This is a genomic window from Feifania hominis, assembly GCF_014384765.1.
Classification (GTDB): Bacteria; Bacillota; Clostridia; order Oscillospirales; family Feifaniaceae; genus Feifania; species Feifania hominis.
Window position 1 is genome coordinate 164,301 of record NZ_JACRSP010000004.1, and the last position, 12,261, is coordinate 176,561.

At 60.3% G+C, this 12,261-nt stretch carries 15 protein-coding genes; 10 read left to right on the forward strand and 5 right to left on the reverse strand.

Annotated elements, in window-relative coordinates; all coding sequences use genetic code 11:
• The first annotated feature begins 212 nt into the window (after positions 1 to 212).
• The 5 genes from rpmG (at position 213) to rplA (ending at position 2,481) form a co-directional block, all read left to right on the forward strand.
• Complete coding sequence (gene rpmG, locus H8695_RS09840; RefSeq protein WP_249301108.1) at positions 213 to 362, forward strand: 50S ribosomal protein L33; 150 nt, start codon at positions 213 to 215, stop codon at positions 360 to 362.
• Positions 363 to 401: 39 nt separating this feature from the next.
• A complete protein-coding gene (gene secE / locus H8695_RS09845; RefSeq protein ID WP_249301110.1) occupies positions 402 to 644 on the forward strand; it encodes a preprotein translocase subunit SecE in 243 nt (80 codons plus the stop codon).
• A 29-nt stretch (positions 645 to 673) separates the two neighbouring features.
• Positions 674 to 1,195 carry a transcription termination/antitermination protein NusG gene (gene nusG, locus H8695_RS09850; protein ID WP_249301112.1) on the forward strand — a complete coding sequence of 174 codons (522 nt, stop codon included), beginning with the start codon at positions 674 to 676 and terminating at the stop codon, positions 1,193 to 1,195.
• Between the two features lie 108 nt (positions 1,196 to 1,303).
• Positions 1,304 to 1,729 (forward strand): 50S ribosomal protein L11, encoded by a 426-nt coding sequence (gene rplK / locus H8695_RS09855; protein ID WP_249301113.1) that lies wholly within the window; start codon positions 1,304 to 1,306, stop codon positions 1,727 to 1,729.
• A gap of 59 nt (positions 1,730 to 1,788) precedes the next feature.
• Positions 1,789 to 2,481, forward strand: a complete 693-nt coding sequence (gene rplA / locus H8695_RS09860; protein ID WP_249301120.1) for a 50S ribosomal protein L1 — start codon at positions 1,789 to 1,791, stop codon at positions 2,479 to 2,481.
• Positions 2,482 to 2,609: 128 nt separating this feature from the next.
• Here the strand turns inward: rplA and H8695_RS09865 are convergent, their stop codons facing one another.
• From H8695_RS09865 to ytvI, 4 genes are all read right to left on the reverse strand, one after another.
• Entirely contained in the window at positions 2,610 to 2,840 is a 231-nt protein-coding gene (locus tag H8695_RS09865; RefSeq protein WP_283243683.1) for a DUF4177 domain-containing protein, read from the reverse strand.
• Entirely contained in the window at positions 2,837 to 4,042 is a 1,206-nt protein-coding gene (locus H8695_RS09870; RefSeq protein WP_249301124.1) for an MFS transporter, read from the reverse strand. Before H8695_RS09870 ends, H8695_RS09865 begins: the two co-directional genes overlap by 4 nt.
• Before the next feature lie 59 nt (positions 4,043 to 4,101).
• Complete coding sequence (locus H8695_RS09875; protein ID WP_249301130.1) at positions 4,102 to 4,644, reverse strand: phosphoribosyltransferase family protein; 543 nt, start codon at positions 4,642 to 4,644, stop codon at positions 4,102 to 4,104.
• Positions 4,645 to 4,744: 100 nt separating this feature from the next.
• Positions 4,745 to 5,845 (reverse strand): sporulation integral membrane protein YtvI, encoded by a 1,101-nt coding sequence (ytvI, locus tag H8695_RS09880; RefSeq protein WP_249301132.1) that lies wholly within the window; start codon positions 5,843 to 5,845, stop codon positions 4,745 to 4,747.
• Positions 5,846 to 6,017: 172 nt separating this feature from the next.
• On the opposite strand from ytvI, the gene H8695_RS09885 reads away from it, so the two are divergent.
• Genes H8695_RS09885 through H8695_RS09905 form a run of 5 tightly spaced genes read left to right on the forward strand, consistent with a single transcriptional unit; the run spans position 6,018 to position 10,806 of the window.
• Positions 6,018 to 6,461, forward strand: coding sequence for an ACT domain-containing protein (locus H8695_RS09885; protein ID WP_249301134.1), 444 nt, complete (start codon positions 6,018 to 6,020; stop codon positions 6,459 to 6,461).
• A gap of 28 nt (positions 6,462 to 6,489) precedes the next feature.
• On the forward strand, positions 6,490 to 7,701 hold the full coding sequence (locus H8695_RS09890) for a homoserine dehydrogenase (RefSeq protein ID WP_249301136.1): 1,212 nt from the start codon (positions 6,490 to 6,492) through the stop codon (positions 7,699 to 7,701).
• Positions 7,702 to 7,714: 13 nt separating this feature from the next.
• The gene (gene thrB, locus H8695_RS09895) at positions 7,715 to 8,593 is read left to right on the forward strand and encodes a homoserine kinase (RefSeq protein WP_249301138.1); all 879 of its coding nucleotides are present in this window, start codon (positions 7,715 to 7,717) and stop codon (positions 8,591 to 8,593) included.
• A 20-nt stretch (positions 8,594 to 8,613) separates the two neighbouring features.
• Positions 8,614 to 9,822, forward strand: coding sequence for an aspartate kinase (locus H8695_RS09900; protein WP_249301156.1), 1,209 nt, complete (start codon positions 8,614 to 8,616; stop codon positions 9,820 to 9,822).
• Between the two features lie 9 nt (positions 9,823 to 9,831).
• A complete protein-coding gene (locus tag H8695_RS09905; RefSeq protein ID WP_249301158.1) occupies positions 9,832 to 10,806 on the forward strand; it encodes an NAD-dependent epimerase/dehydratase family protein in 975 nt (324 codons plus the stop codon).
• Positions 10,807 to 10,857: 51 nt separating this feature from the next.
• Here the strand turns inward: H8695_RS09905 and H8695_RS09910 are convergent, their stop codons facing one another.
• Positions 10,858 to 12,180, reverse strand: coding sequence for a Na+/H+ antiporter NhaC family protein (locus tag H8695_RS09910; RefSeq protein ID WP_249301160.1), 1,323 nt, complete (start codon positions 12,178 to 12,180; stop codon positions 10,858 to 10,860).
• Positions 12,181 to 12,261 lie beyond the last annotated feature (81 nt).

Sequence of the window (12,261 nt, forward strand, 5' to 3'; positions counted from 1 at the left end):
ATAATACAAAAAACCGGCCGAGACAATCACGATTGTCTTGACAGGCGGGGCGCGTGAGAATAAAATGGAAAAGTAACAAAGAAGACCGAGAGAAAAGTCTTGACCCGGCTTGTTTGCTGTGTTATACTGGCTATACCTCTGTTTGGGTCTTTTTTTTGTGCCCAATTTGAGGAAGAAAACAAAGTCGTTTTCGTTATTAGGAGGTGCGAAAAATGCGTGTTATGATCACCCTCGCCTGCAGCGAATGCAAGCAGAGAAACTACAACACAAAGAAAAACAAGAAAAATACTCCCGACAGACTGGAAATGAACAAGTACTGCAAGTTCTGCAAGAAGCACACGCTTCACAAAGAGACGAAGTAAGACCGTTCATGACCACTCTATAAAGGAGGTAGTTACCGCATGGCGGAAACCAAAGACACCAAAAACGCAATGCCCGAGAAGAAGAAAAAGAAGCCCGGCCTCTTTAAGAGAATCGGCAAGTTCTTCCGCGAGAGCAAAAGCGAGCTGAAAAAAGTCGTCTGGCCGACCCCGAAGCAGGTGGTCAACAACACCGGTGTGGTGCTTGCGATGATCGTGATCATCGGCGCCTTTGTCGGGGCGCTTGACTTCGGCCTGACCATGCTTCTCAGAGCGGTTGTGTGACCCGGCTTTACGAAAGGAGGTAGGACCTTATGGCAGACGTGGCAAAGTGGTATGTCATTCACACCTATTCGGGATACGAGAATAAGGTCATGACCAACCTTGAGAAAATCGTGGAAAACCGCAAGCTGCACGATCTGATTGAGGACATCAAAGTCCCGACCGAAAAAGTGGTCGAAGTGCGCGACAACAAGAGCAAGGAAATCGAGCGCAAGGTCTTTCCGGGCTATGTGCTCGTCAAGATGGTGATGACCGACGAGAGCTGGTATGTCGTGCGCAACGTGCGCGGCGTGACCGGGTTTGTCGGCCCGTCCTCAAAGCCCGTCGCGCTGACTGACGACGAGGTGGCAAACCTCGGCGTCGAGCAGAGAGTGCTCGAAATCAACTACGGCGAGGGCGACAACGTCAAAATTATGGACGGGCCGCTCGAGGGTTACATCGGCGTCGTGGAGGAGATCAGCAAGGAGAAGAAAAAAGTGCGCGTGATCGTGTCCATGTTTGGCCGCGAGACGCCCATTGAGCTCTATCTCGACCAGGTTCGGCCGCTCGAATAAGGTAAATAGCGTCAAGCTTTTTATATTCGGCCCGATGGGCCGTCTTACGTGGGAGGAGGGGAATCTGACCTCTCCGCTCAAACCACATTTGTTTAAGGAGGTGTAACAATGGCTCAAAAAGTAGTGGGTTATATCAAGCTCCAGATCCCGGCAGGCAAAGCCACCCCGGCACCGCCTGTAGGACCTGCATTGGGTCAGCACGGCGTCAACATCATGGCATTTACGAAGGAATTCAACGAGAGAACGAAGAATGACATCGGCTATATCATCCCGGTTGTCATCACGGTCTACGCGGATCGCTCCTTCTCCTTTATTACCAAAACACCGCCGGCCGCGGTCCTGATTAAGAAAGCGGCCAATATTGAGAGCGGCTCCGGTGTGCCGAACAAGACCAAGGTAGCGACCTTGACAAGCGAGCAGGTCAGAAAGATCGCCGAGACGAAAATGCCCGACCTGAACGCGAGCAGCGTCGAGTCTGCGATGAAGATGATCGCGGGCACTGCCAGAAGCATGGGTGTCGTCGTCGAAGACTGACACGCCGCTTCTTAAGTGGGAGGAAATTTCCGAATTACCACGATTGAGGAGGAACATCTGTGAAAAGAGGAAAACATTATCAGGACAGCGCCAAGCTGATCGAGAGATCCAAGCTCTACGATCCCTCTGAGGCGCTTGATCTTGTCTGCAAGACCGCCAAGGCGAAATTCGACGAGACCATCGAGCTGCATGTGAAGCTCGGCGTCGACTCGAGACATGCCGACCAGCAGGTCCGCGGCGCGGTCGTTCTGCCGCACGGAACCGGCAAGACCGTCCGTGTGCTCGTCTTTGCGAAAGACGATAAGCTCAAAGAGGCCGAGGCGGCCGGCGCCGACTATGTCGGCGGCGAGGACATGATGCAGAAGATTCAGACCGAGAACTGGTTTGACTTTGACGTCGTCGTTGCGACTCCCGACATGATGGGCGTCGTGGGACGTCTCGGTAAAGTGCTCGGCCCGAAGGGCCTCATGCCGAACCCGAAAGCCGGTACCGTCACCATGGATCTGACCCGCGCGATCGCCGAGATCAAAGCCGGTAAGATCGAGTACCGTCTCGACAAGACCAACATCATCCACTGCCCGATCGGCAAGGCGTCGTTCGGCGTGGAAAAGCTCTCCGATAACTTCAACACCCTGGTCGACGCCATCATCAAGGCGAAGCCGTCGGCTGCAAAGGGCCAGTATATCAGAAGCTGTGTCGTGGCGTCCACCATGGGCCCCGGCATCAAGGTCAATACCGCGTCCCGCCTGTAAAGGACAGTGAGGGGCGGCAGTCACACGACTGCCGCCCCTTTTTTGTGAGGAAGCACCGGCCGGCACCGCGCGGTGCCGGTCGGTGCGCACAGAAGCCCTGTGCCGAAACGGCGCAGGGCTTCTGTCGTCTAGTCCGCCTCTTTTTCAAAGATAATCGGGTAGCATCCGGCGCCGTATACTCCGGTTCTCTCATTGAAAGAGATGACGATCTGCTGGAAGCGCCAGCCCTGCTGCGCCCCGGCCAGAATCGCGTCTTGGCACGCCTCAAAGGCGCCGCCCGGCGCCGCTCCCCGTCCGGCCCTTGCAGATGCTTTCACGAATTTGTATTCGTAGTGTTTCGCGGTGCGCCCCCGTGTCATATTGTCCCGCTGTTCTCTTGTGTGACCGGCTCTGTGTGCTTTCGTGCGGCGAGCCCGACGAGAAGCAGCACCGCAAAGAGAACGGCGGCGCCGAGACCCGCCCGCAGACTGCCGCCAAAGTGGTCCGCGACCGTTCCGACGACCGCCGGACCCGCCGCGCAGCCCAGATCCCCCGCGAGGGCGAGCAGCGCGAACATTGCCGTTCCCCCTGCGCACTCGCGCGCCGCGAGACTGAATGTCCCCGGCCACAGAACGCCTGCCGACAGTCCGCACAGCGCGCATCCGAGCAGTGACAGCGCGGGGAGAGGAGCGGCGGCTGCGAGCAGAAAGCCGCAGGCGCTGCCCACGGCGCTCAGTGCCATCACACGGGCCTCGCCGCCGGGCCTGCCGAACTTTGCGTGAAGCAGCCGCGCCGTGCCCATGAGCGCCGCGAAGAGACAGGGCCCCGCGAGGTCACCCGCGGCCTTGGAGACCCCGAGCCCGGCCTCGGCAAAGGCGGAGGCCCACTGGCTCATGGCCTGCTCCGCCGCCCCGGCGCAGACCATCAGCAGCGCGAAGATCCAGAAGAGCCGCCCCGAGAGCAGCGCGCGCAGGGAAAGCCCGCCGCCGTGCTCCTCCAGAGACCGCAGGGGCACACGGCTAAAATACAGGGCGTTTCCCAGCGGCAGAAGGGCCCAGAGCAGAGCAAGCAGCCGCCAGTTTTCAATGCCCGCGGCGGCAAAAAAGAGTGTGGACGCCAACACGACAAAGACCTGGCCCCAGCAGTAGAACGAGTGGAGAAGACTCATGGCGCTCGATTTTTGGGCCATGGGGCAGGCCTCGACAATGGGGCTGATCAGCACCTCAATCAGCCCGCCGCCGACGGAGGTGAGACAGACCGCCGTGAGAAGTCCTGCAAAAGGCGCGCCGAACAGCTCCGGCAGAATGCCGAGCCCCGCAAGGCCCGCCGCCGCGAAGAGATGGGCGGCCACGATCAGGGGGCGGTAGCCGATGCGGTCGGCACAGCGCGAGGCGAGAAGATCCACCAGCAGCTGGACGCCGAAGTTCACCGAGACGAGCAGGGTGATCTGCCCGAGAGCAATGGCGTACTCGCTCTGAAAGCTTAAAAACAGCAGCGGGGCGAAGTTGTTGACGATGGCCTGCGTCACATAGCCGAGATAGCTTGCGCGCAGGGTGTGATCGAAGCGGTCGCTCTGTCGCATGGGTATCCTCCTGAAAAGAGCGCGCCCGCCTGAGCGGACGCGCTTTCAAATGTCGCTTTTTATTCCGCCGGAAAGAGCGGCAGTTCCTCGAGGTAGATGATGTCGGTGCGCTTTGCGGCATCGCCCTCGGCGAGAATGGCGGCCTTGGCCACAACCTCAGCCCCGGCTTTCTCCACCAGGCGCTCGATGGCGCTGAGCGACTCGCCGGTGGAGATGACGTCGTCCACAATGGCGATGCGTTTGCCCTTGATGACCAGCGCGTCCTTGCCGTCGAGACAGAGCGTCTGGGTCTTCTGGGTGGTGATGGAGTCGACCTCGTCGGTCAGCGGGGTCTTCATATAGGGCTTGATGCTCTTGCGGGCGACGATGTAGTAAGGCAGCCCCAGTAGCCGCGACAGCTCATTTGCCAGCGGGATGCCCTTGGCCTCGGCCGTGACGAGATAGTCGACCTCGGGCAGACGCTTTGCGATCTCGGGCGCGGCGGCGGTGACCAGCTCGCAGTCACCGAGAATGACAAAGCTCGCAATGGCGAGATTGGGCGCGATCTGAATGATGGGCAGGCTGCGCGTGACACCCGCCACGGTGATATCGTAGTAAGACATTTGACAAATCCCTCTCTCTGTTTCATCTGGCCGAAAGGCCAGTTCCATTATATAGTCGGCGGGGCGAAGATGCAAGAAAAACGCCGCCGAAGAGAGCTCTTCAGCGGCGAACTTTTTTGTGGGGGCTGTTCCACAGGCGCACATAGCCGAGTTCACGCAGATGCTTGAGCAGAAGAAAGGCCACCGGAAAGAGAAAGATGCCGGCAAAGCCCAGAGTCTTCCAGCCCACATAAAAGCAGATCAGCGACACCAGCGGATCGAGACCGATCTGGCGGCCGACGATGTTCGGCTCCACCATCTGGCGCACGCCGGTGATGACAAGATAGAGAAGCGCCAGCGACATCGCGAGGGCATACTCCCCCGCAAACAGGGCGCCGACCGCCCACGGAATGAGCACCGTGCCCACGCCGAGCACGGGCAGAATGTCGATGAGCGCGACGACGAGGCCGAAGACGATCGGGTAGCGCACGCCGATGATGGCAAAGCCCACCGACAGCTCGACAAAGGTGAGCGTGATGATCAGCGCGTAGGCGCGCAGCATGCGAAAGACGGTTGAGAAGAGAAATTCCCTTGTCTCAAAGAGCACGGTCCGGAGCCGGTCGGGAATTTGCAGATAGACAAAGGCCTTGATGCGGTGCAGGTCGCCGCTGATAAAAATGGCGGCCACAACGGTTACAACGCTTACAATCAGGGCGCCGGGCAGCCCTGAGGCAAAGGCGGTTGCAAAGCCCAGAGCCCAGACTGACAGATCGACCGCAAGCCCCGGCAGCCGCTCGACGAGAGAGCTGACCGCACTGCTCACAAGGCCCGACATGCCGTCGGGCAGCGCGCCGAATGAGCGCTTGAGGGACTCCCAGTAGCCGGTGCACCGCTCGGTAAACGAGGCGACAAATTCAGGCAGCACGGCCGCGAGGGAATTCAGCTCATAGAGCAGCCGCGACACGAGCGCCCAGAGCCCCCAGCCGATCAGCCCCAGCAGAGCGAAGACGCACAGAAAGCTCACCACCGACCGGCGGCGCAGGCGCAGCCTGCGGCAGAGAAAGCCGACGACAGGCTCGATGAGCGACGCGATGAGAAAGGCGATGAGAAACGGCACGCACAGCGCAAACAGCCGCAGCGCGAGATAGCAGAGCGCCGCGACCACCGCAAAGAAGACAATGTTGATGATGAAGTGGAGCTTTCCGCGATCGGATTCGATCAAGCAAAACACCTGCCAAAGCGTCAATTTTCACTGGTGAAAGTGCAAAGCCCGGCGCCGAAGCCGCCGCCCTTTTTCGGCGAAAGCGCTGAAAAGCGCGCGGGCGGTTGTAATGGGGCCGGCAATGTGGTATAGTACAATAACACTACAAATGTGTGCAAAGGGAGGACACCGCATGGAGAGGGAACACAAATTCTACCTTGTGGAATCCTCGGTGCTGCCGAGGGTATTTAAAAAGGTGGTGGAGACCAAGCGCCGTCTGCAGACGGGCAAGAGCAAGACCATCAACGAGGCGGTCCGCGAGACGGGAATCTCCCGCAGCGCCTACTACAAATACAAGGACTATGTCTTTCCATTCTATGACAAGGACAAAGATAAAATTATCACCTTTACCATTGTTCTGCGCGACGAGCCGGGCGTGCTGCACCAGCTGGTGGGTCTCTTCTCCAAGCTCAAGTGCAACATCATGACCATCAACCAGTCGATCCCGAACAACGGCGTGGCGACCGTGACGGTCTCGATTGAGACCGGTTCCATGAAGACCGATGTGGACGCGCTCGTCAAGAGCCTTGCCAATGTCCGCGGCGCCATTGAGGTAAAGGTCTCCGGCCGGGAGTAAACCATCACAGCGAAGAGAGGGAGAAACAATGCAGGATCGCAAGATCGCGCTTCTGGGACACGGAGTCGTGGGCTCCGGCGTAATGGAAGTATTGACAAAAAACCATGACAGTATAGCCAAAAAGGCGGGCTTTCCCATTGAGGTCAAGTACATTCTCGATCTCAGAGACTTTCCCGAGCTGCCCTACCACGACCGGTTTGTCAAGGATTTCAACGTCATTTTAAATGACCCGGAGATCTCGGTGGTCGTCGAGGTGCTCGGCGGGCTCCATCCGGCATATGATTTTACAAAGGCCGCGCTGCTCGCGGGCAAGAGCGTCGTCACCTCGAACAAGGAGGTTGTGGCGACCTGCGGCGCCGAGCTTGTCAATCTCGCGCGGCAGCAGGGGCAGAGCTATCTGTTCGAGGCGAGCGTCGGCGGCGGTATCCCGATCATCCGCCCGCTTCACCAGTGCCTCGCGGCAAACCAGCTCGACGAGATCTGCGGCATATTGAACGGCACCACAAACTACATTCTCACCCGTATGATGAAAGCGGGGCTCGGCTTTGACGACGCGCTCGCCGAGGCCCAGCAAAAGAGCTATGCCGAGCGCGACCCGAGCGCCGACATCGAGGGGGTCGACGCCTGCCGCAAGATCTGTATCCTCGCGGCGCTCGCATTCGGCCGCCACATCTACCCGCAGCACGTCCACACCGAAGGAATCACGAAGCTCACGCTGGCTGATACGAACTACGCCGAGGAGCACGGCTACGCAGTCAAGCTGCTCGGGCGCGCCGTCCGGCAAGGAGACGGCGCGGTGTACGCCGTGGTCGCGCCGTTTCTGGTCAGCCACGACAACCCGCTGTCAAACGTCGAGGACGTGTTCAACGGCATTCTCGTCAAGGGCGACGCCATCGGCGACGTCATGTTCTACGGCCGTGGCGCCGGCAAACTGCCCACCGCAAGCGCCGTGGTCGCCGACGTCATCGACATTGTCAAAAATGAGGCCCATCACAAGCAGATGCTCTGGGAGGACAGCGGGGAGAATCTCGTCTCGGATTACACCGCCATGACCTACCGCTTCTATCTGCGCGTACAGGGCGCCGACCGCCGGGAGGAGCTCGAGCGGACTTTCGGCGGCGAGTGCGACACGGTCGGCGGCGACCTTGCACTCATCACGCGCCCCATGCGCGAGGCGGATTTCCGGAGCGCGGCCGCGGCTTTCTCACCGCTCGGTGTGATCCGCGTTTTAGACGACTGATGGGGGCGGCAGTATGATACGCGTAAAAGTGCCGGCGACCAGCGCCAATGTCGGTCCCGGCTTCGACAGTCTCGGCATCGCGCTCGACCTCTACAACTTTGTGGAGATGCAGGAGTGTGAGCGCATTGTCGTCGAGAGCGACGCCGCAGTGCCGACCGATGAGAACAACCTCATTGTCAAAACCGCCCAAAAGCTCTATGAGCACTGCGGGCGGCGCTTTACGGGCATCCACATCCGGCAGGAGAACCATGTGCCCATGACCCGCGGACTCGGCAGCAGCTCCACCTGCATCGCGGCGGGGGTGCTCGGGGCAAACCGCCTGCTCGGCGACCCGCTCTCCCCGCAGGAGGCGCTCGACTTTGCCGTGGCGCTCGAGGGGCATCCCGACAATGTCGCCCCCGCGATTCTCGGCGGGTTTGTGGTGTCGGCCCTCGAGGACGGACACGTGAGCTGCTGTAAGGCGGCTCTGCCCGACACGCTCAGCTTTGTGGGATTTATTCCCGACTTCATGCTCAGCACGGCCAAGGCCCGCGCCGCGCTGCCAAAGCAGATCGCCCACCGGGACGCGGTCTACAATCTCTCCCGCGCGGCTCTGATGACGGCGGCGCTTCTCACCGGCCGCCACGAGCTGATCCGCACGGCAATCGGCGATGCGCTCCACCAGCCCTACCGGCTGCCGCTGATCGCGGGCGGGGAGGAGGTCTTCCGCCTGAGCCGCGAACTCGGGGCGCTCGGCACCTACATCAGCGGCGCGGGGCCGACCATCATGTCCATGGTGGACAAACGCGACGAAAGCTTTTATAATAGTGCAGTGGACTATATTGACAAAAATCTGCCAAACTACCGGGTTCTCCGGTTTCATGTGGATAATACCGGCACACAAATTTTATGAAAAAGGGTTGAGAAGCTTCTATGAGTCTGATTGTTCAAAAATTTGGCGGTAGCTCCGTTGCCAATGCCGAGCGGCTGGAAAATGTCGCGCGACTGGTCACCGACACCTACCGCGAGGGCAACTCCGTGGTGGTCGTCGTGTCCGCGCAGGGCGATACGACCGACGACCTCATCGCGAAAGCGCATGAGATTAACGACAATCCCTCGAACCGCGAGATGGATATGCTGCTGTCGACCGGCGAGCAGATCTCGATTGCGCTGCTGGCGATGGCGATTGAAAAGCTCGGTTTTCCGGTCATTTCGCTGACCGGCTGGCAGGTGGGTATGAAAACCGACTCAAACTGCGGGCGCGCGCGCATCAAAGAGTGCTCGGCGGAGCGCATCCGCTCGGAGCTCGACAAGAAGAAAATCGTCATCGTGGCGGGCTTCCAGGGCATCAACAAGTACGACGACATCACGACGCTCGGCCGCGGCGGCTCGGATACCACCGCCGTCGCGCTGGCGGCCGTGCTCCATGCCGACTGCTGCCAGATTTACACCGATGTCGAGGGTGTCTACACCTCCGACCCGAGACGCGTACCAAACGCCCACAAACTCGAGGAGATCACCTACGACGAGATGCTCGAGCTCGCCTCGCTCGGCGCGCAGGTGCTGCACAACCGTTCGGTGGAGATGGCCAAAAAATACAATGTGAAAATGGAAGTGCTCTCAAGCTTCGTCAAGGTGCCGGGCACGATTGTCAAGGAGGTTTGTAAATTGGAGAAGATGGAAATCAGAGGCGTTGCCAAAGATTTGAATGTCGCGAGAATTGCGCTGATGGGTGTGGCGGATGAGCCGGGGATGGCGTTTCGGGTGTTCTCCGCTCTCGCACGCAAGAACATTGACGTGGATATCATCATCCAGTCCCAGGGCCGCGACGGCACAAACGACATCAGTTTCTCCGTGACCAAGGAGTCGCTGCAACCGGCGCTCGACCTCATGGAGGAGATCAAGGACGTCGTCAAGGCCAAGGAGATCATCTACGACGAAAACGTGGCGAAGATCTCGATTGTCGGCGCCGGCATGACCAGCAAGCCCGGCGTCGCCGCCAAGATGTTTGAGGCGCTCTACGAGAAGAGCATCAACATTGAGATGATCACCACCAGTGAAATCAAGGTCTCGGTGCTCATTCGCGCCGAGGACGCCGACCGCGCGCTCGTGGCGGTGCACGACAAATTCATCGGGGCCTGAGGAGAAAACATGCTTACTGAACTGGGATTTGACAGGGAGAACGACCTGTTTCTCGTGACGGGAGCCGCCGGCTTCATCGGCTCAAACCTGATGGAGGCGATTGCCGAAGAGGGCTTTCGCGTGCGCGGGCTCGACGACTATTCGCTCGGCAAAAAGGAGACCGTCAGCCGCCTGCAAAAAGAGTACTCGATCGAATTTGTCTCGGGCAGCGTCGCGGACTTTGAGGTCTGCAAACGCGCCTGCAAGGGCGTGAGCTATGTGCTGCACCAGGCGGCGTGGGGGTCCGTGCCGCGGTCGCTCGCACAGCCGCTCGACTACGACCGTATGAACATCACGGGGACACTCAACATGATGCAGGCTGCGCGTGAACAGGGCGTCAGACGCTTTGTCTACGCCTCCTCCTCGGCGGTCTACGGCGACATAGAGGCGAGCACCATGGTCGAGGGGCTCGAGGGCAATGCCCCGTCGCCCTACGCGCTGACAAAGCAGGTGGACGAGCTCTACGCCAGACTCTACTCGACGGTCTACGGCCTTGAGTGCGTCGGGCTTCGCTACTTCAACGTCTACGGCAAGAATCAGGACCCGCACGGCGCATATGCGGCGGTCATCCCGATCTTCATCAAGGCGCTGCTCGAAAACCGCGAGCCGACCATTTTTGGCGACGGCAGCGCGACGCGCGACTACATCCATGTGTCGGATGTGGTGCGAGCGAATCTGCTCGCGGCAAAGGCGCCGGCGGCCGCCGTGGGCGAGGCGTTCAACATCGGCTCAGGGCGGGAGACGAGTCTCAACCGGCTCTTCTCCATCATCCGCGACACGCTGTGCATCGAGATCGAGCCGATCTATGAGCCCGAGCGGCCGGGCGACGTGCCCCACTCGGTGGCGAGTGTGTCAAAGGCCCGCGACGTGCTCGGCTTCGAGAGCGAAGTGGAGCTGCGCGAGGGCATCAAAAAGACCATAGAGTGGTACCGCAACAACCTGTGAGACAAAAGCGGGGCCCCCGGACAAGAGTCCGGGGGCCTTTTTGCTGTCGTGTCAGAGCCGTGCAGGCTCCGGCGCCCTGCGGTGCAGCAGCGACCGGGCAAGCGAACACAGAGGCACGGCGAAGAGGTAGAACGCGTACGGCAGCGCTCCGTTTCCGACGCCGAGCGCCGCGAGGGGAACCGCCGCGGCAATGCTCCACGGGATGAGGCCCGCCGTCACGATGACGGAGTCCTCCATGTCGAGGGCGAGACGCTGCCGGTCGTCGCCGTAGAGACCGCGGGTCAGCTGGCAGGTGAGCATGGTGGCAAGCGTCTGGTTGCAGGAGAAGGCGTTGGTCACCAGAGCCGTCAGCAGCGTCACGCCGAAGCGGGTCAGGGACTTTGCAAGCCGGCCGAGCGCAGACTCGATTCCCGCGAGGAGCCCGGTTCCCTCAAAGATGCCCGAATAGGTCGATGTGACGAGCACCACCGCGATGACGCTGAGCATGCTCACAAGACCGCCTCCGCCGATGATGGCGGCAAAGGGGCCGCCGCCCCCGGCCCGAAAGCCGAATACCAGCGTGTGCAGAACGGCCGTCAGAGACTGACCCTGAATCAGGATGCTGATTACCGCTGCGCCGAGTGTGCTCAAAAAGATACAGAGACTGACATTGACGCGGCACAGGCACAGCACAAGGAGCAGGACCGCCGGCAGAATGGTCAGCGGATGCAGCGAGAAGAGAGCCTTGATCTCGCCGAGCACTTCGCGGTCGAGACGCGAAAGCGGGTTTGCAAGCGAGAGAGCGAGATAGCCGCCCGTGCAGAGCAGAAGAGCGGGGAGCCCCGAACGCAGCATGTTTTTCACATTTCGGTAGAGCTCGGTATCGGTGAGGGCGGCGACCATGTTCGCGCTCGACGAGGTGGGCGCGCAACGGTCGCCGAAGTAGGCTCCCGAGATGACGGCGCCGGCCGCGAGCAGCGGGTCGACTCCGCCGCTTCTCGCGAGCATCATCAGCACCACGCCGATGGTGCTCACCGTGCCGAACGATGTGCCGAGCAGAAAGGAGAACAGGCAGGTCAGCAGAAAGCAGAGCAGCACAAAGAGAGGCGCGCTGATGATGCCCGCGCCGTGGTAGACAAAGAAGCTGACCGTGCCCGCCGACCGCCACACGGCGGTGACACAGCCGATCAGAGCCATGATGCGCAGCACGACCAGTGAGCGCCGCGCGCCGGAAAGCATCATCCGCCCGAGCTCACACGGGCGAAATCCTCGGCGCAGCGAGACGCCGAGAAAGCACATAAGCCCCGCAAGCAGGGGCAGCAGAACCGGCAGATTCCACACGAGCCCCGCGCAGAGCGCGGCGAGAAAGACAAGAAGAGCCACCAGAAGATCCAAGCAAAGCGCCTCCCAACACTGACGTAGGCCCTCATTTTATCGCAGAGGGCCGCCAATTTGCAAGGGGGTAAAACAATTTAC

What these genes read in the sequence shown, in the direction of transcription:
- H8695_RS09870 (WP_249301124.1), bottom strand. Translation starts at nt 4,042, where the DNA reads ATGCGACAGAGCGACCGCTTCGATCACACCCTGCGCGCAAGCTATCTC.
- secE (WP_249301110.1), top strand. Translation starts at nt 402, where the DNA reads ATGGCGGAAACCAAAGACACCAAAAACGCAATGCCCGAGAAGAAGAAA.
- nusG (WP_249301112.1), top strand. Translation starts at nt 674, where the DNA reads ATGGCAGACGTGGCAAAGTGGTATGTCATTCACACCTATTCGGGATAC.
- thrB (WP_249301138.1), top strand. Translation starts at nt 7,715, where the DNA reads ATGATACGCGTAAAAGTGCCGGCGACCAGCGCCAATGTCGGTCCCGGC.
- H8695_RS09885 (WP_249301134.1), top strand. Translation starts at nt 6,018, where the DNA reads ATGGAGAGGGAACACAAATTCTACCTTGTGGAATCCTCGGTGCTGCCG.
- H8695_RS09905 (WP_249301158.1), top strand. Translation starts at nt 9,832, where the DNA reads ATGCTTACTGAACTGGGATTTGACAGGGAGAACGACCTGTTTCTCGTG.
- H8695_RS09875 (WP_249301130.1), bottom strand. Translation starts at nt 4,644, where the DNA reads ATGTCTTACTACGATATCACCGTGGCGGGTGTCACGCGCAGCCTGCCC.
- H8695_RS09900 (WP_249301156.1), top strand. Translation starts at nt 8,614, where the DNA reads ATGAGTCTGATTGTTCAAAAATTTGGCGGTAGCTCCGTTGCCAATGCC.
- rpmG (WP_249301108.1), top strand. Translation starts at nt 213, where the DNA reads ATGCGTGTTATGATCACCCTCGCCTGCAGCGAATGCAAGCAGAGAAAC.
- H8695_RS09890 (WP_249301136.1), top strand. Translation starts at nt 6,490, where the DNA reads ATGCAGGATCGCAAGATCGCGCTTCTGGGACACGGAGTCGTGGGCTCC.
- rplK (WP_249301113.1), top strand. Translation starts at nt 1,304, where the DNA reads ATGGCTCAAAAAGTAGTGGGTTATATCAAGCTCCAGATCCCGGCAGGC.
- H8695_RS09865 (WP_283243683.1), bottom strand. Translation starts at nt 2,840, where the DNA reads ATGACACGGGGGCGCACCGCGAAACACTACGAATACAAATTCGTGAAA.